The sequence below is a fragment of the Rubripirellula reticaptiva genome, from assembly GCF_007860175.1.
Taxonomy (GTDB): domain Bacteria; phylum Planctomycetota; class Planctomycetia; order Pirellulales; family Pirellulaceae; genus Rubripirellula; species Rubripirellula reticaptiva.
Genome location: NZ_SJPX01000003.1, coordinates 330,701 through 347,753, shown reverse-complemented (window position 1 = coordinate 347,753; position 17,053 = coordinate 330,701). Strand labels below are relative to the sequence as shown.

Below are 17,053 nucleotides of genomic sequence, written 5' to 3'. Positions count from 1 at the left end.
TTACGCGGGCGGCACATCCAGGGACAGATCAAACCGTCCCCAGCACCATGTTGCCAGAAAGACTGAGATTGCCGCCAATGCCCATGTGACTGCAACCGCACCAGTCACCATCAACGTGGTTGCGATTTCGGGTGGTAGGAAACTCTTGCACCAAGTTGCCCACGCCGCCAGCAACGCGAGTGCGGCTAGCAGAACGGCAGCCTTGCCCAGAAATGTTAGTTTTGCACGCACCATCATCGCGACGCCTTGAGCGTTCTCGTGATGGGGAAAGGCCAGGAACAGTGCGTTCTCGACCCCAAAAGTGAACAGCGAAAGTGCCGCCAACATGCCTGTCCACATCGCAACCGCTGGCCATCCCGGTGCTGTGACCGCAGCTGCAACGGCAATCGTTGTCCACTGAAACAAGCAGGTGATCAACACTGGAATTGTCAATTGGCCCAAGACCATCGACATCGGACGGACGGGCAACGAACGCAGCAACAACATGCGTTTTAAGTCGCGGCGAAAGTCGATGCGTAATGCCGGTGGTGCCAGCAACATGGTGCAAAGGGCGATGCCGCCGACCACAAACAGCCACTGGTCCGTGATGCGACCCGTCACGAGTGGTGACAAACACAGCAACGTCGGCACGATAAAGCTGAACAAGATTGTGCTGCGGTAACGCTTGACGCTGACCCATTGACGGGCCATCACAGCCACCATATCCGTAACGCCAAATCGACGAAGAAGCTGAATGTCGGCGAGACTGTTTGCGACACTGCTGTCGGTCAACTCAGCAATCCCATTGTGGTTGCAGCAGCCAGATTCAAGACGCTCAACTTCGAGTGCGTGTGATCGTCGCGACGAGACGCGGTCGATGCGAATCAGAATCCAAATCGATAGCGGAAGCACGGCAACGGACGCGGCGATCTGGGCAGCTGTCAAAAAAGTATAGTGTGCGGTCACGGCTAAATGGGCTGCTGCGACCCAAGGGGATGACAGCCACTGAATCGTATCCGAAGCTGCAGTTTGTCCGAGAGCTGAAAAACCGTTGATCAGATAGACGGGCGTTCCCGAACCGGGCGGTGTCATCGCGATGACTCGAGCGATCACCTGCAAGGCAAGCGCTGCGGCAACCGTGGTCGCAGCAAATCGAAAGCACGAGCGGGTTGGACGATCGATCGACGAAGCCCATCTGGCAATCGTCAATCGCACAATTTCTAGCAATAGCAGCGATACGAAAACGCCCAAGCAAAGCAGGCCGACGTGGTTCACGTCGACGGCCAGAACAACGGCTAGCAGAGCAGTCTTTAACGCCGACGAGAACACGAGTCCGTTGACGTGATAGATCGCCAGGGTGGAGCGATGGATCGGTGCGCCGCCGAGCCACAACGTTTCCGCATCGTTCATTTCTAGATCAGCCGTTCGATGCGACCATGCGCAGCGTACCGCGTGATAGACGGCGTAGATGACCATCCCGCCGGACAGCCAGAGTCGCAGTCGTTCAGGGTCGGCAGGCAGGCGCGTTGCAAGAATGAAGATGCCGTTAATCAGGTAGACCAAAAAGAAAATCAGGGTCAACGAGGTTGCCACGATACGGCGCGGCGAACGCATTCGAGCGATCGTGCGTGCAAACCGAAATCGTCCTCTCGCAACTAGCAATGCTGCGAGCTGGCGATGCATTTCGAATGCGTCCCAATTGCCGGTCGCCGAACTTTGGCTGGTTTCGCAGCCACTCACGAATACACTCCGGTGGATTGACTGGTCACTTGATGGTGTGAATTCAATGGATCGATTGCGGATAGTCCAGGCAGCGGAGCGTATGATGAGTGATCGGACGTGGCGGCAAAGTAGGCGGCTTCAAGCGTGGCCGCTTCGGGGAATTGCGATCGCAAGTCAGCGCTTTCACCAAAGTATTTCGCTTTCCCGTTTTGCATCACTAGCAGATGTGTGCAGACGTCTTCGATCATGGCCAGCAAGTGGCTGCTAATGATGATCGTCGCGCCGCTTGCTGCTCGGTCGCGAATCGATTGCAACAGAGTTCGGATGCCGGGTGGGTCCAAGCCAGTCAGAGGCTCGTCGAGCAACAGGACGCTAGGGTCGTAGAGGTACGCGCAGGCGACGGCCAACTTTTGCCGCATGCCTCGCGAGAGAGTCGTCGCGCCAGCGTCCCGCTTGTTTTGCAGATCAAACTGACTGAGCAGTGAATTGGCTTTCGCAAGATGATCGGTGACGCCGTAGATTCGCCCGATAAAATCCAAGTGTTGCTGGACGGTCAAGTCGTCAAACAGCGGTGGATCATCGGGGACGTAGGCGAGTTGCCGCTTCAGTGCGATCGAATCACGCTGGGTGGATGAATCGCAGATGCGTCCGCCGGCAATTTCGATCGATCCGGCGGTGGCGCGGATCAGCCCCGCTAGGCATCGCATTGTGGTCGTTTTTCCCGCTCCGTTGGGGCCAACTAAGCCACAAATCTGTCCAGGATGAAGTGAGAACGATACGCCATCGACAGCCAAATAGTCGTCGTAAAGCTTGCGTAGGTCGTGGACGTGAATCATCAAAAGATCGTTGGGTTTACAGTTCTTCTATAATCAGAGGCAATGCTGTTGAAACTTAGCACGTAAGTCTGTGCACAATGGGAAAACTGTTCCGGTGGTTACGCTTGCAACGGTTGTTTGTTGAAAGTGAACTGGATTCTCGAAATTGAAATCTGAAGCCATCGAACCGCGACCTACTGATATGCACGTTTCTGAGTCGGCGCACGGTGTTGTGCCGCACGTCGAGACGAACATCAATGCAGACGCCGAGTTGAACAGCGAAGCTGCTGCCGAGTCGATCGATCCATCACCCTGGGCGCCGCTAGCGGTTCCGGTTTTTCGGGCGTTTTGGTTTGCATCGATTGTGTCCAACTTGGGTACTTGGATTCACGAAATCGGTGCGGGTTGGTTGATGACCAATTTGGATTCGTCTCCAGAAATGGTTTCGGCCGTTCGTGTGGCGATGGCGTTGCCGATGATGATGTTGGCGATACCGGCTGGCGTTTTGGCTGATCGAGTGGATCGTCGAAAGCTGTTGATTCTCACTCAGTGGTGCATGCTGGCGACGACGTCAACGCTTGCAGCTTTGACATTGGCGGGCATCGTCACGGCGTGGTCGCTGTTGGCGTTAACCTTTGTGTTGGGCTTGGGGATGGTGCTGCACGTCTTGACGTGGCAGTCAACGATCCCTGAACTGGTACCACGATCTCAATTGGCTCGGTCGATCGCGTTGGGCAGTATCAGTTTCAACTTGGCCCGATCGGTCGGGCCGGCGGTTGGCGGCATTTTGATTGCGATCGCAGGACCGTGGATCGCATTTGCGGCCAACGCAGCTTCGTTTGCTGCGGTGCTCGTCCTGTTGACGAGTTGGAAACGCGACGTGACTGAGTCGTCGAATGGTCTGTCGTATCGAAAATCGTTGACCGAAGGCATTGCTTATGTCCGCGGACAACCCGCAATGCGTCAAACGCTTGTGCGACTGGCAATGTTCGTTTGGCCAGCCTCAGCGCTATGGTCGTTGTTACCGCTGGTCGCGCGAGACCGGCTTGGCTGGGATGCAGATGGGTTTGGATTATTGGTTACGACCATCGGAGCAGGAGCGGTCGCGGCGGCTTGGCTGTTGCACCGTATGCATTTGCGTTTGGGGACCGACTGGACCGTCGTTGCAGCGGTCTTGGTTTTTGCTGGCGGAATGTTAGGTATGAGTTTGGCGACCGAGGCCATTGGAGCTTTGGTGTCGATGTTTGTAATGGGCTCGACTTGGATGATCACATTAACGACGTTGAACTCGTCTGCGCAAATGACGCTGCCGAACCAGTTTCGAGCGCGCGGCATGAGTTGCTACATGACGGTGATGGCGATTTCGATGGCGGGCGGGTCAATGACGTGGGGGCAAATTGCGGGTGCTTTGTCGGTGTCACAAGCACAAACGATTGCAGCCGCCACGTTGTGCGTGACGGCTGCGTCGATCGTGACTCAGTTAAAAGTGAAAAAGACTGTTAGTTGAACATGTATCCGTCTTCACCGTGATTGGTAACGTCCAGTCCACGCTGTTCGTGTTCGGCAGGTACTCGAAGGCCAATCGAAATGTCAATCAGTTTCAGCAAGACAAAGCTGCCAATGCCGGCAAACAAGAACGTAATGCCAACGGCCACGATTTGACCGATCACCAAACTCGGGTCACCACCGGATTCGATTAGTCCGATCGGCTTGCCGCCACTAACGTCCCAACAGGCTCGGGTTGCGAAGACACCGGTTAACACGGCACCTAGTGTCCCGCCGACTCCGTGAACACCAAACGCGTCAAGGGCATCGTCGTACTTCAGCATGAACTTCAGCTTTGAACACGCCCAGTAGCAAACCACTCCTGCGGCGACGCCCATGATGATCGCCGGCATCGGTTGCACAAAGCCTGCCGCGGGTGTGATGCAAACTAATCCAGCGACAGCACCCGAACTGGCACCCAGCACGGTTGGCTTGCCTAGCACGCCCCATTCGGTCATCGCCCAGGCGACGGCACCGGCCGCTGCAGAAATATGAGTGACGGCAAACGCGCTGCTAGTCAAACCATCCGACATCAATTCGCTGCCCGCGTTGAAGCCAAACCAGCCCACCCACAACATCGCAGCGCCGAGCGCCGTGTAAGTTAGGTTGTGAGGTTGAATGGGTTCTTTCAAGAATCCCATTCTCGGTCCAATCAGAATCGCGGCGATTAATGCCGAGATACCGCTGCTGATGTGAACGACCGTCCCGCCAGCAAAGTCGAGCGCACCCCCGGCGATGCTCGAATCGTTGTAAGACAGTGGCCCGCCGTCCCAAACCCAGTGACAAAGGGGGCAATAGATCAGTGATCCCCAAACGATCGAGTAAACCACCATCGCGCTGAACTTCATTCGTTCAGCAAACGCGCCACAGATCAGCGCCGGAGTAATGATGAAGAACATGCCTTGGAACAGCATATGAGTCAGCCGAGTCATTTCGCCTTCCATCGGCGTTACGGGCTGGCGAAGCGTTTCGCTATAGACGCGTTGGACTCCGTTCATGAACAGGTATTCCGAGTTGCCGATCCATCCGCCGCTGCCGCCAAAGGCGAGCGAATAACCGTAGGTCACCCAGATAATCGTCATCAGTCCCATCAAAAAGATGCACTGCATCATCACGCTTAACACGTTCTTGCGACGAACCAACCCGCCGTAAAACATTGCCAAACCAGGTGCGGTCATGAACAGCACCAAGGCGCAGCAAACCAGCATCCACGCGTTGTGGGCCGCGACCGGCCCGTTGGCAATCTCTTCGTCCGTCAGCGCACCCTCGGGCACATCCGAAGCAGTGCCGGTTGCGATTTCAAACGAAGTCGCTGCCGAATCAGCGGCATCGACGGCGTCTTGCGCCATTCCCAGCGACGAGACGATCGTCAAGGCGACGACGAATCCAGCCAGGGCTATCAATTTTCCAGAACGAAACACCATGCTCACCCAAAATTTCGAGGATCGCCTTCACGAAACCACTTCCAAACAGAAGCATCCGCGAGCACAATTCGCGGAAAAGTCCATGAGCGATTGGCCGCCTGCCGCCTTCGGAATGCACCGAACGCGGCTGCCCAGTGAAGGGCACCAACCGAACACATAAGAAAGCTTTGTTGTTAGTTTCTCTGCCGACGGGTCAGCAGAACATGGACAAAAGATATGGGTTTCGCCTATTGCTGGCAACGCGTCACAGGCAACGCGTGACCAGTTACTGGGGATGACCACCCCAACCGTGGCTTTCGGAGTGAATACATCAAGTGGATGGATTCACTCCACACCAAGTTGCTGGTCGTTTCCGGTCCGAAAGGCAATCAGGAACGTCCGGCGTGAATGTTTGGCGAACGAGCATGGGCCAGATCAATCACCGTCACTAAGCACTGCCATGAACGCCTTTTGGCTGATTTCGACGTTGCCGACCGCTTTCATGCGTTTCTTGCCTTCTTTTTGTTTCTGCAAGAGCTTGCGTTTTCGAGAAATGTCGCCACCGTAACACTTGGCCGTCACATTCTTTCGCATCGCTGAGATCGTTTCACGAGCGATCACCCGGCTGCCGATTGCTGCCTGGACGGCGACCTCGAACATGTGACGTTCAATTTCGGCCTTCAGTTTCTTGGCAACCGCCCGGCCTCGCCGGTCCGCATCGGCCTTGTTGCAGACAATGCTAAGAGCGTCCACGCGGGTGCCGTTGACCATGATGTCCATGCGGCACAGATCAGCCGCCTCATAACCCACCATCTCATAATCAAGCGTCCCGTAGCCTCGGGTGCAGCTCTTGATCTTATCGTGCAAGTCATACACCACTTCGGCCAGCGGAATGTCGTACGTCAACATCGCTCGGTTCGCGCCGAGGTATTCTTGGTTCTTCTGAATGCCGCGGCGTTCTTGGCAAAGCTTCATCACTGCACCGATGAATTCGCCAGGGATGATCACATTGCAGCGAACGATCGGCTGGCGAAATTCGGCAATGTCACCAGGCTCGGGAACGTCTTGCGGTTTGTGAATGATGATTGTCTCGCCACGTTTGTCGACGACTTCGTACGTCACGTTCGGTGCCGTTTGCACCAAGTCAATGTTGGATTCGCTTTCCAAGCGTTGCTGGATGATTTCCATGTGCAACAGCCCTAGGAAACCACAACGGAATCCGAACCCAAGCGCATCGCTGGTTTCCGGTTCAAATTCGAAGCTTGGATCGTTCACGGCCAATCGTTCAAGCGCATCACGCAGGTCCGAGAATTCTTGACCGTCACTTGGAAACAGCCCGCAATAAACCATTCGCTTGGGACGAGCGTATCCCGGCAATGCCGGAGCGCCCTTGTCACCGACGATTGTGACGGTGTCGCCGATGTGGACATCGCCAAGGCTCTTGATGTTGCAAATCAAGTAACCTACTTGGCCGGTCGTCAACGAATCACTGGCTTGACGCTGGGGAACAAATTGTCCCAGCTCGACCACTTCGTGGACAGTTCCGGCTCGTACGAACTGGATCTTCTGGCCTTTTTTAACTGTACCCGCCATCACGCGGACATACGTTATCGCGCCACGGTAGTCGTCGTAATTCGAATCGAAAACCATCGCCTGCAAGGTGGCGTTCGGATCTCCGGTCGGCGGCGGAATCTTTGTGATGATTGTATTGATTAACTCATCAACCCCGAAGCCCGTCTTGGCACTGACGCGGACACAGTCATCCGGATCGGTGCCCAACGCGTTCATCATTTCCTCGGCAACTTCGTCCGGGCGTGCCATTGCCAGGTCGATCTTGTTGATCACGGGAACAATGAACAGGTTGTGTTCCATCGCCGCAAACGCATTCGCCATCGTCTGCGCCTCAACGCCTTGAAAAGCATCGACCAGCAACAAAGCACCCTCGCAACACGCTAGCGAACGCGAGACTTCGTATTGAAAGTCGACATGACCAGGCGTGTCGATCAGGTTCAGTTCGTATTCCTGTCCCTTATGTTTCAATTTCATCTTCACCGCGCGAGCCTTGATTGTGATGCCACGTTGGCGTTCCAGATCAAGGTCGTCCAGCATCTGTTCTTTCTTGTCGCGGTTCATCACCGTGCCGGTATGCTCAAGCAATCGGTCAGCGAGCGTGCTCTTGCCGTGATCGATGTGGGCGATGATGCAGAAGTTGCGGATATTGGCTGTCATAATTTTCGAGCGAAATGTGATCGCAGAGGGGGCGATGAATCGGATGGGGCGGGTTGGGCTGTTGTCGCAGTCGGGGAATCAGTTTGTGTGACTTTCGTTTCGAGCGTAGCCCGCGGCGCCTAAGTATCCAGCATCGGCGCCGAGTGTGGCGAATCCAATGGTGGTTCCATTGAACACGTTTTCAAACGTTCGTTGTTTAAATTCGTTCGTGACGCGTTGCAAGAATCGCTGGCCAATTGGGCAGTCTGCACCACCAAAGTTCATCGCGCCGCCCAACACAATCGTGCCGGGATCAACCGTGTGAACGATGGACGTGATTCCGATGCCCAGCCATTTTGCCGTCTCGTCAATAATTTCCAGCGCCAGTTCGTCGGATTCGAGCGCGGCTTCGTAAACTCGTTTGGCCGTCAGTTCCGTATCGTTGCCGTGCAAGTGTCCGCTCATCAAGCTGGTTCGTCCGTCGGTTAGCAGCCGGCGAGTTCGCTGGACCACGGCGCTTGCGGATGCGTAGGCTTCCAGTTGGCCGCGTCCACCACCCCACGCGCAAAGCCGCGCGGTGGGCGATGGGTCGACCAAGATGTGTCCGCACTCGCTGCCAAAGCTGTTGACGCCGTTGACCATGCGGTCTTCTAAGATGATCCCCGCGCCGACGCCTGTGCCTAGGGTCAACAGCAGCATCGATGCGGCACCCTTGCCGGTCCCAATCCAGTGTTCGCCGAACGCCGCCGCGTTGGCGTCGTTCAAAAACGATACCGGCCGCTCAAGCATTTTCGATACGAAGTCGCGGATCGGGAAGTCCCACCAAGACGGCAATTGGGGTGGGGCGACCAGATAGCCGCGTGGTAAGTCGATCGGGCCGGGAGCGCCCAGGCCGACTCGCCGTATCTGGTCCGAAATGTCAAACTGTTCTTCGAAATCGTTGATGACTGCGGCGACTCGCTGCATTGCGGCGGTCGCTCCCTCGCTCTCGCGAGTCGGCAGAGACTCGAATGCTAATGTGTTGCCAACATCATCGACTAAGCCAATTTTGATCCCGGTTCCGCCGACATCTATGCCCCAGTAATAGGGGGCTTTTGCGTCTGAAATTGCCGTGAGGTCGGGATTTTGGGCCATGAGCCAGTTTACGGGAGGATAATGTGAAATTCTCGCCATGTTGGGCGGAGAACAGCGAGCCAGTAAGGCGAGAAATCAACTGGAAGTATAGGAACGGTGCCGATTTGTCACAACGAGCATTCTTTCCTTGCCTGTATCATCAATCCGGTCGAGGGTACGTGACATTTGTCAGAGATCGAAACGTTTTAACTGAGTCAAACGGGCGAGCAAAGATTCCATGAAAGCCGTTTATCTGACCGCCGGTGCCGCCGGGATGTACTGCGGCAGTTGCATGCACGACAACGCACTGGCAAAGGCGTTGATTGCTAACGGTGTCGATTGCCTGTTGCAGCCTGTCTACACGCCGATACGAACCGACGAGACGAGCGTGGCCACCGATCGCGTCTTTTTTGGCGGGATCCATATTTATTTAATGCAGCAGTGGCCCTGGATGCGATTCGTGCCAGAGTCTCTCCGCCGGACTTTGGATTGGAAGTTGCTATTGAACCTGGCCACACGAAAGACACATTCGACCGATGCGGCCAAACTTGGGGCGCTCGCGGTTTCCATGCTGCAGGGGGCCCATGGTCAACAGTCTGGCGAGGTGCGGCGATTGACTCGTTGGTTGGCCGACGAAGTTCGCCCCGACGCGGTAGTGTTAAGCAACTTGTTGATTGGCGGCTCGCTGCCGATGATTCGCGTAGCGCTGCCAAACGCAAGATTGGTGGTGGTGTTACAGGGTGACGATATCTTTCTGGATCACCTACCGCCCAAGTACCGGACGCAAGCGATTGAGCTGTGTCGCGACTTGGTGACGTCGGTTGATCGGTTCATTGTTCATAGCCATTTCTATGCAGCGAAAATGGGAGAGCTACTTCAGATTCCCGATCACAAAATGGTCATCACGCCGTTATCGATCGACGTCATGCCTTATCAGCAGGATGTGCCAGCACTTCCCAAGGACGAAGACGAGTTTCGCTTGGGCTACCTCGCTCGCATGGCGCCTGAAAAAGGACTCCATCATCTGGTTGATGCCTTCATCCGGCTGGCAGGTGATCCATCACATCAAAACTTGCGACTTCATGCGGCCGGATGGTTGGGCGAAAACAATCAGACTTACTTTGATGAACAGCAAGCGAAAATCGATCTGGCATCACTCGGGAATCGGTTCATGCATCACGGCAGTCCGTCGCTTGAGAAGAAGGTCGCATTCTTGCGGTCACTCGATCTGCTTTGCGTTCCAACGGACTACGAGGATCCAAAGGGACTATTCATTTTGGAAGCTCTTGCCTCGGGTGTCCCTGTATTGCAACCGGACCACGGCGCCTTCGGCGAGTTGATCACCGCGACAGGCGGGGGGCGAACGTATCGCCCCGGCAACTTAGACGAATTAGTGCGGGCGATTAGCGACGTCAAGCAGGACGATCATGCACGACTTCGATGGTCGGACGGCGGGCGACGCAATGTCTACGCAAACCACTCAGTTGAGCGGGGAGCGGACCACTTGAAGACAATTTTGTTTGGTTGAGTGTGACGCGGATCAGTGCCGGCTGAGTTAGGATTTGCACCACGGTGCGAGGTCTAAGCTCGCACGCGTTTCTTGTCTGATTTCCTCTCTAAACGATGTCGGTTCTTTGATATGAACTTTGCAGTTCGCGCGATTGTTGTAGTTGCTGGTTTGATGTCGCTGACTTGCATGAACGCATCAGCTGAATTCATCGCTGTATCAGCATTCAATCCCAATAACGTCCTGCTGGAATCGGTAGCGGGCGGAAATGTGAACCCCGGGGAACTCAAAGCAAGCGTTGCAAGTGCTTTTGCAAACGGGACTGGCGGGGTGATCGATTTTGAATTGGGTGGCGCGCTGGGGTCGGTCGATACGCCAGCGGCGATAAGAAATATTGTCGGTACGTACAGTCTTGGGAAAGAACTGACTTTGTCAGGGACCTATAACAACGACACACCTGCTAATCAATTCGCCAATGGCCTAGTGGGAAGCAATTCGGTGCCAGGCAATGTTGCTCAAGCGTTATCCGGCAGTAGCTGGTTGAGCGTTCTCAACCGGGCGGAAGTTGCGCTTAGCCTGTCGGGGGCATCGAATACGGTTAACGAAGTGATTTCGAAAATTGGATTTGGAATCGAAGTTAAGGGAGTCAGTGGAACAGAGCTGCGTGGTTTTCTAACGACCACCCTCTCGGATAGCACGTCGCATACATACTCGTTCGATTACGTCGGAACCGACACTTCGACGCCAATCGCACACGAATTGTTTTTCGGTTTTACTGCTCCCGCGGGCCTTGGTATCGCAGGTTTTTCGATCGGCTTTGATGGCGGACGAACGGGAATTGACAATGTCAATCGATTTGGGGCGATTGATGATTTTGCTTTTGAGACATCGATCGTTGCGGTTCCCGAAGTCTCGAGCCTTGATTTGGTTGCGATTGCCGGTATCGGCGGCATGGCTCGTTTCCGCCGACGGCGTTAGTCGTGATTGATGCTAGTCGTCGAGGAGCAGGTCGTGCATTCCGTGATCTTCGTCAAACGATTCAAAATCGCGGACATGGATTCCAAAATCGTGCAGTGATTGCGCGGTCCATGTTGGCCAAGGCGACCAGTCGCTTCGTGTGGAAGCCAGTGGATTGACGGGGGGCCAAAGTTGGCTGGTTAGGATGATGGTCGAAGCCAAAATTACGACGCCGATGATCGCTGCGCTGCCGTGGTTGTCTGTGCCTCGCCGGGCAACGGTGACCAGTTGGTCGCTTCGCTGGATCAATGCACTTTTGCTGCGCCCGAATGATAAAACACAGGACGGCGAGACGTTGCTTCGCTGAGCGATCTTTGCCAGCGTTCGCAGGTACGATGAAATTTTTCCGCACGCTAGCGCAGCGTGCTCATCGCACAAGAATTCGCGAACCAGTTCAGCCCGTCGTCCGGCCATCCAGATCATTGGGTGAAACCAGAACAGTGTGCGGCATACTCCTTGCAGAAAATGTTGCAGCGGGTGGTTGGTACGTAGGTGTTCAAGTTCGTGCAGGATCACGTGGCGTTGTTCGGTCGGTGAGTCATGCAATAGCGAAGCGGGCAAGACAATCGTTGGGTAGTGGAGTTGCCAGCAGAAAGCGCCGTCAACTGACTCGCATACCAGGACTCGCAGATCGGTCCCGAACTCGTTCACTTGGACCGGTAATTTGCGGCGCTCGTCTTTTGTCATCGGCCGGCAATCGCGACGCAGGAACACGCAAAGGCCAACATAGCTTAGCAACCGCCATACCAGCATCAGTCCGAAACCTATCGCCCAAGCGGTGGTTGCGATCCGCACGGCAGTGGGTTGGCAAAGCGAAATTTCCGCTAGCACGGTTCCGGGGCGAATGGTGGGAACGCGAAACATTCGGTAGTGGGGCAGCAGTAACCCAGCGATTGCCAGGCATAAGACGCCGACAAAGCAGACGGTCCATAGCCGGCAGCTCGCTCGGGAATTGCCCAGCCAAAGGTCCAGTGCGAATGTTATCGCGACCACGACTGTTGTCTGAATCAGCAGGCCGACCAAAACTTCGGTTAGCAGCATTTCGTTCATTCGTCGGTCTCTTCTAACTTCTCTGCTGCTAGCCGGAGCGCTTCGACCTCGGCGTGCGAAATCTGTTCTGATTTCATCAGACTAAGTACAAGAGAGCGGACGGAACCGCCGAACAGTTGGTCTGTCAATTCGGCTAGCATGCCGCCCTGCACTTTTTCACGCGTTACCTTGGGAAGGTAAGTGTAAGCTCGACCAATTTTCTCGCCTCGTTTTAGAAACTCTTTTTCTTCCAAGATCCGCATGGTGGTCATGATCGTCGTGTAGGCAAGATCGCGATCGATCGCGGCAACCACGTCACCAACGGTGACTTGGCCTTTTGCCCAAACCACTTCCATGACTTCGGCTTCGCATTTTGTGATTTGGATTCGTTGCATTTGAAGTGAGGCTCGGTGATCTTCAAGCGATAAAACTGGATGCAGGGACTATTGGCGCAGCAATCGGGCTAAGGCGTGGTACTCGCTTAAATCAATTTGTTCCGCAATGAAACTGACATGTCCATCGCCCCATAAAAAGTTGGCTCCGCCGGGATGACGACTTGAAAATTCGCATTCATCGGCAAAGGGATGGTTGATGCCTTCGAGAGCTGAACCGACAAGTCGCCCGGTGGCGTCTTCGCCGGTGATGTCGACGCCTAGCCAGGTCGACGGGATGAAGGCCATCGTTCGCTCGCCAATCATCAGAGTGTTGCTAAGTCCGCGTTGAAAGTCACGGAATCGAACTCGCCGCTCTGCTACGAACGCTCCGTCACCTGCAAGTACTGAATCTTCTTCATCGGGATCGAGAGTTCCGAACACCCCGACGTAATTGGCCGTCGGCAACTCAACCAAGGGCGGCGAAGCGTTGGGGTGCTCGCTCGTGCGAGTCGAACGATTGCTCTGGGACGCGTCGTCGTCATCGTCGTCGGCCTCACTTGCTTTATACAGCGTGAAGGATGGCTCGGTGATGTCCGACGGGCAGAGCAAAACCTGAATCGCTGTCTGTCTAGCAACAGTGTGGGCTGGGTTGGCGATCGGCAATTTCGAATCAATTGAATCGAACAGGCCTGGCTGTGAGAGAAACGGTAAAGTCTGTATCGCCCATCCGTAAGCGGATTGATGATCGAGGTCGTATGTCCAGCCGACCGGCAGGCTTTCTCGAGCATTATGGTGGTTGTGGAGAGCTAAGCCGACCTCACGAAGATGGTCGACGCAAACGATTCGCCGACCGGCCTCGCGAGCCGATCCGATCGCAGGCAGGACCAACGCAACCAAAATTGCAATGATCACCATCGTGACCAGCAATTCCAGCACTGTTAATCCGCGACGGTCAATCACGCGTATCCTCGTTTCAGGTTATTCAACGACGTTTGTGGTGAGAAAGTTTGCGACGATCGGGCGTAGCGACCTTTAGCCGTCATTGTTCTCTGTGACGCAATCAGCTTGCGGTCGATCAAGTTCAATCTAGATAGTACGAGGGGCCTCGTGATACGGCAATTGCACTTGGAGTCGCGGCGGGGTGACGTTTTGCATCATTTCGGGGGCAGCAATTGCGGTGGTGACAAGGTCTCAACGGTAATAGATAATCGCCCGATCGCTCCGCCGATCTGCTGCGAACCATCGCGCACGCCGAAAGACCGGCGATCATTTTCTCTCGACCTCGCGTTACCGCATTGGCGCGCGAATTTAACTAGCCCGCGGTCGCATCGTTTAGAAGTTGGCTCGCCAGTTTCTGGCGAGTGTTTTGGAGGGTTCGCTCGACTGTGCGAACGCTGCGACCGACCGTTTCGCTGATGTCTTCGATCGTATGCCCGGCAATTCGAAGAGTCATGATTTCTTGTTCGATCGGGCGAAGCGTTGCCAGGGTTTCTTCGACGCACAGCTTCAAGAACTCATGAGCACGCGGGTCCGTTTCCAGTTCGCGTGAATTACCGTCAACCAGGGGGGCGTTTCGATGCGAATCACGGCATTGGGCCGAATGATAGTTTGCTCGGTCGACTAGCTTGCTTACCGAAACAACTGCCAACAGGCTCCAAAGTGTTTTCCCCGGCGGTGCGTCGTAGTTGCCTGCGCGAACACCACGAAAAATACTGCGAAAAACCGACTGAACAATATCTTCGGGTTCGGTAAGCTCGCGAAGATGTGCACCCAGTTTCGCATCGACTAAACCGAATACGCGTCGAGCGTACCGGTCGTAAAGTTGCTCGGCAGCGTCTTCGTCGCCATCCCGGACTAAACAAACAAGCGTTTGGTCTGTTGGTGAAATCTTCGACAGCGGGGCGGGCTGAGGGCTTGGCATGAAGGACGCGCATTGAAGAGTGCGGCAGGTGTTTTCTACGCAGCCACGCCAATTCACCAAACGCCGTGCTGCAACGCCCTCGTTATAGCCTGCCTTGCTCGATTTGTGCGAGCCAGTCGGTGTTAAAAACGCGAGTGCGAATAGAGTGGCATCGAAAAAGCCGTCGCGGCGTCACCCACGGGTGGGTAAGCACCGCAGTGATCAATCGATGGTGCCCCTTCTCCATTCGCACCCGCTTCTAGTCAGACCTGCGTCTGTTTAGAAGCCAAGAAAACCAATCGCATGATTGCCCCTATGCGACCAGAACCCCGGCTAGTAGGGAAAGCTTTGTCGTTCTTCGATGCCCGCCAAAGAATTTGGGCAACTGGGGAAGTTTTCTTGAAATGTTTGGCAGCGGATTCCCTATCTTGTGCCCGCCGATGCATTCGCGCTAGCCATTAAATTTTGATCCGAGGTCGTGGTTTCTTCCATTGTCAGGCTTGTCAGTGGCGTCGGGGATCATTAATATAGAAGGAATGTCTTATTTGGGTTCCGCCTCTCACCAGCGCATTCATTCATGGTCAAGCTAAGTGATCGCCAGTTCGCCGGACTGATTGACGAAATCGCCTGCGCGTTGGCGTCGGAGTTGCCTGTCGAAGCCGCCATGCGCCGGCTGCAGAAGCGTCGAATGGGGCGAGTTGGCACAGCCGCTGGTCGGATCGCTGATCGGTTAGAACGTGGCCAGTCGATCGAAGATGCGGTCGGCGAAGTCGCTTCGCCAATGACGGCACAAGTCAGCGCGGCGATCGAGGCGTCGGGCCGTGGCGGCGACGTCCGCATGGTTTCGCGATTGGCTCAACAACTGCGCCGCCGAGACCGTTTCGCTGGCGCAACTCGGATTGCCTATTTTTATCCCCTGCTGTTGGCGGTGATCGCCTATGTCACCACGATCAAGGTAGTGGTTCCCTTGGTGCTGAAAAATGAGGGCCGAGATTTTCAATGGTCGCCTTGGTTAGTTGCGATGTGCGGTTGGTTGAACCAAAACGTTTGGATGGTGCCCATCGTAGCGGGCTTGTTGGGGCTTTTGATCTGGGGAGCGTTGCGAGCGAGGAACGCTTTGCCTCGTCACTCGAGGTTGAGCTTGTTCTTCTATTCTTTGGCCGACCAGATCATGAATGACGTGCCCGAAGAAGAAGCGATTCAAAGAGCGGCAAAGCTATCGGGTGATGCTGCGTTGCAGTCGATCAAGCACCCTTCCTTGTCTGCATCTGCGATCGCCAAGCTGATCGGTCAATCGTCCGAGTTGGCTGATATCGATGGCGATGAATTAGCGTTGTCATTTTCGCTGAATGATTCTGCGTCTAGCTCTACCGCACTACGTGAGCCATCGATCTTAGTTGCAAGACTGTATTACTTGGGTGCTCGGCACGCTGAATCATCGCGGCGGCGAGCTTACTTTTGGTCTCAGTTGATGCCTCGCGTCGCGATGGTTGTCGTCGGATGCGGTTTTGTTTTTACGTACGCCTGGTGGGTTATCGGGCCTGTCTATCGCGAGGTGGCGCAGTGGTAAGTGCAACAGGCGGTATCGCGGCAAACCAGCAGCCGAATCGCTCGGCGGCGGCGTCATCGAAACTTGATTCGGTCGCGTCATTGCTGGCGACCGTGCCGGGCAATTCGGCGATCGCGATCGAGTGGATTGAAAGCCAGCGAGAGATCGAAACCTTGTGCCGTCGGGCAAAGCTCTGTTTGTTCTCGGGGTGGTTGATGTTGACCCTAGCCGCGATCGTCAGCGCTGTCGTGGCGTGGGTCATGTCGCGAAGCGTGGTCGAGATTTTTCAAGACCCGTTCGGTATCGATATGACCTCTGGCGAACTTCTTAGCATGTCGTCGATGTCGGTCGTGATTTACACCCCTTGGTTACTCGCTGCGATCGCAGTCGCACTGGTTCTTGGTGGACTGACGGGCTTTGTGTCGGGGCGATTGCCCGGGCTTCATTCCACGTTGTCGGCGCTTCAGTGGTCGTCGGCAAGCAATGCCGTGACGCGTTTGCTGTCGGCCGGGTTCACTTTCCCTCAAGCCTTTCGCGCGACCGCCCAAACGCTTAGCCGGGGCCATTGCCGCAGTTGGCTGCTTCACGCTGCGGACAGAGTCGAAGCGGGGAAAACGCCCGTGTCGAACTTACCGAATACAAGTGGAGACGTTGCCGTACTTGAGTTGTTGCTAGGCGCCGCAGAGTCACAGCCTCAGGCACAGTGGCAATTGGCATCGGATCATTTTTTAGAGGTCGGGCGACGTCGTCTGATGTTGCTGTCGCATTCCGTTCCCTTGATCGCGACAGTGCTAACTGGTTTCTTGATTTGGATTTCGATCTCGGCAACGCTCGGCTGGATGTGGAAAGCAGTTGGCAGCATGGTCAACGGTTTCGGGTTTTAGGCTCTGTC

General features: G+C 55.2%; 14 protein-coding genes. 5 read left to right on the top strand and 9 right to left on the bottom strand.

Features of this window, described 5'->3' with window-relative positions:
• Together Poly59_RS14105 and Poly59_RS14100 are read right to left on the bottom strand one after the other, a co-directional pair.
• Complete coding sequence (locus Poly59_RS14105) at nucleotides 1-1,719, bottom strand: hypothetical protein (protein ID WP_146534750.1); 1,719 nt, start codon at nucleotides 1,717-1,719, stop codon at nucleotides 1-3.
• Nucleotides 1,716-2,537, bottom strand: coding sequence for an ABC transporter ATP-binding protein (locus Poly59_RS14100; protein WP_146534749.1), 822 nt, complete (start codon nucleotides 2,535-2,537; stop codon nucleotides 1,716-1,718). Before Poly59_RS14100 ends, Poly59_RS14105 begins: the two co-directional genes overlap by 4 nt.
• Before the next feature lie 145 nt (nucleotides 2,538-2,682).
• On the opposite strand from Poly59_RS14100, the gene Poly59_RS14095 reads away from it, so the two are divergent.
• Nucleotides 2,683-4,023 (top strand): MFS transporter, encoded by a 1,341-nt coding sequence (locus Poly59_RS14095; RefSeq protein ID WP_246151648.1) that lies wholly within the window; start codon nucleotides 2,683-2,685, stop codon nucleotides 4,021-4,023.
• On the opposite strand, the gene Poly59_RS14090 is transcribed toward Poly59_RS14095, so the two are convergent.
• The 3 genes from Poly59_RS14090 to Poly59_RS14080 form a co-directional block, all read right to left on the bottom strand.
• Nucleotides 4,016-5,485 carry an ammonium transporter gene (locus Poly59_RS14090; RefSeq protein ID WP_146534748.1) on the bottom strand — a complete coding sequence of 490 codons (1,470 nt, stop codon included), beginning with the start codon at nucleotides 5,483-5,485 and terminating at the stop codon, nucleotides 4,016-4,018. The genes Poly59_RS14095 and Poly59_RS14090 overlap by 8 nt on opposite strands.
• A 414-nt stretch (nucleotides 5,486-5,899) precedes the next feature.
• A complete protein-coding gene (gene lepA, locus Poly59_RS14085) occupies nucleotides 5,900-7,693 on the bottom strand; it encodes a translation elongation factor 4 (RefSeq protein WP_146534747.1) in 1,794 nt (597 codons plus the stop codon).
• Nucleotides 7,694-7,771: 78 nt separating this feature from the next.
• The gene (locus Poly59_RS14080) at nucleotides 7,772-8,806 is read right to left on the bottom strand and encodes an ROK family protein (RefSeq protein ID WP_146534746.1); all 1,035 of its coding nucleotides are present in this window, start codon (nucleotides 8,804-8,806) and stop codon (nucleotides 7,772-7,774) included.
• Between the two features lie 217 nt (nucleotides 8,807-9,023).
• Between Poly59_RS14080 and Poly59_RS14075 the strand changes: the two genes are divergently transcribed.
• Complete coding sequence (locus tag Poly59_RS14075) at nucleotides 9,024-10,313, top strand: glycosyltransferase family 4 protein (protein ID WP_146534745.1); 1,290 nt, start codon at nucleotides 9,024-9,026, stop codon at nucleotides 10,311-10,313.
• A gap of 111 nt (nucleotides 10,314-10,424) precedes the next feature.
• Complete coding sequence (locus Poly59_RS14070) at nucleotides 10,425-11,270, top strand: hypothetical protein (protein WP_146534744.1); 846 nt, start codon at nucleotides 10,425-10,427, stop codon at nucleotides 11,268-11,270.
• 12 nt (nucleotides 11,271-11,282) lie between these two features.
• Here the strand turns inward: Poly59_RS14070 and Poly59_RS14065 are convergent, their stop codons facing one another.
• From Poly59_RS14065 to Poly59_RS14050, 4 genes are all read right to left on the bottom strand, one after another.
• Nucleotides 11,283-12,359: a M56 family metallopeptidase gene (locus Poly59_RS14065; RefSeq protein ID WP_146534743.1), complete on the bottom strand. Its 1,077-nt coding sequence runs from the start codon at nucleotides 12,357-12,359 to the stop codon at nucleotides 11,283-11,285.
• Nucleotides 12,356-12,733, bottom strand: a complete 378-nt coding sequence (locus Poly59_RS14060; protein WP_146534742.1) for a BlaI/MecI/CopY family transcriptional regulator — start codon at nucleotides 12,731-12,733, stop codon at nucleotides 12,356-12,358. Before Poly59_RS14060 ends, Poly59_RS14065 begins: the two co-directional genes overlap by 4 nt.
• Nucleotides 12,734-12,781: 48 nt before the next feature.
• Nucleotides 12,782-13,672, bottom strand: coding sequence for a DUF1559 domain-containing protein (locus Poly59_RS14055; RefSeq protein ID WP_246151647.1), 891 nt, complete (start codon nucleotides 13,670-13,672; stop codon nucleotides 12,782-12,784).
• Nucleotides 13,673-14,024: 352 nt separating this feature from the next.
• Nucleotides 14,025-14,633: an RNA polymerase sigma factor gene (locus Poly59_RS14050; protein WP_146534741.1), complete on the bottom strand. Its 609-nt coding sequence runs from the start codon at nucleotides 14,631-14,633 to the stop codon at nucleotides 14,025-14,027.
• Between the two features lie 556 nt (nucleotides 14,634-15,189).
• Between Poly59_RS14050 and Poly59_RS14045 the strand changes: the two genes are divergently transcribed.
• Nucleotides 15,190-16,182, top strand: a complete 993-nt coding sequence (locus Poly59_RS14045; protein ID WP_146534740.1) for a type II secretion system F family protein — start codon at nucleotides 15,190-15,192, stop codon at nucleotides 16,180-16,182.
• Complete coding sequence (locus Poly59_RS14040; RefSeq protein WP_146534739.1) at nucleotides 16,176-17,045, top strand: hypothetical protein; 870 nt, start codon at nucleotides 16,176-16,178, stop codon at nucleotides 17,043-17,045. The genes Poly59_RS14045 and Poly59_RS14040 overlap by 7 nt, the downstream gene beginning before the upstream one ends.
• Nucleotides 17,046-17,053: the final 8 nt, after the last annotated feature.

Coding starts and splice junctions, on each gene's coding strand:
- Poly59_RS14100 (WP_146534749.1), bottom strand. CDS start 2,537: ATGATTCACGTCCACGACCTACGCAAGCTTTACGACGACTATTTGGCT.
- Poly59_RS14090 (WP_146534748.1), bottom strand. CDS start 5,485: ATGGTGTTTCGTTCTGGAAAATTGATAGCCCTGGCTGGATTCGTCGTC.
- lepA (WP_146534747.1), bottom strand. CDS start 7,693: ATGACAGCCAATATCCGCAACTTCTGCATCATCGCCCACATCGATCAC.
- Poly59_RS14080 (WP_146534746.1), bottom strand. CDS start 8,806: ATGGCCCAAAATCCCGACCTCACGGCAATTTCAGACGCAAAAGCCCCC.
- Poly59_RS14075 (WP_146534745.1), top strand. CDS start 9,024: ATGAAAGCCGTTTATCTGACCGCCGGTGCCGCCGGGATGTACTGCGGC.
- Poly59_RS14070 (WP_146534744.1), top strand. CDS start 10,425: ATGAACTTTGCAGTTCGCGCGATTGTTGTAGTTGCTGGTTTGATGTCG.
- Poly59_RS14065 (WP_146534743.1), bottom strand. CDS start 12,359: ATGAACGAAATGCTGCTAACCGAAGTTTTGGTCGGCCTGCTGATTCAG.
- Poly59_RS14060 (WP_146534742.1), bottom strand. CDS start 12,733: ATGCAACGAATCCAAATCACAAAATGCGAAGCCGAAGTCATGGAAGTG.
- Poly59_RS14050 (WP_146534741.1), bottom strand. CDS start 14,633: ATGCCAAGCCCTCAGCCCGCCCCGCTGTCGAAGATTTCACCAACAGAC.
- Poly59_RS14045 (WP_146534740.1), top strand. CDS start 15,190: ATGGTCAAGCTAAGTGATCGCCAGTTCGCCGGACTGATTGACGAAATC.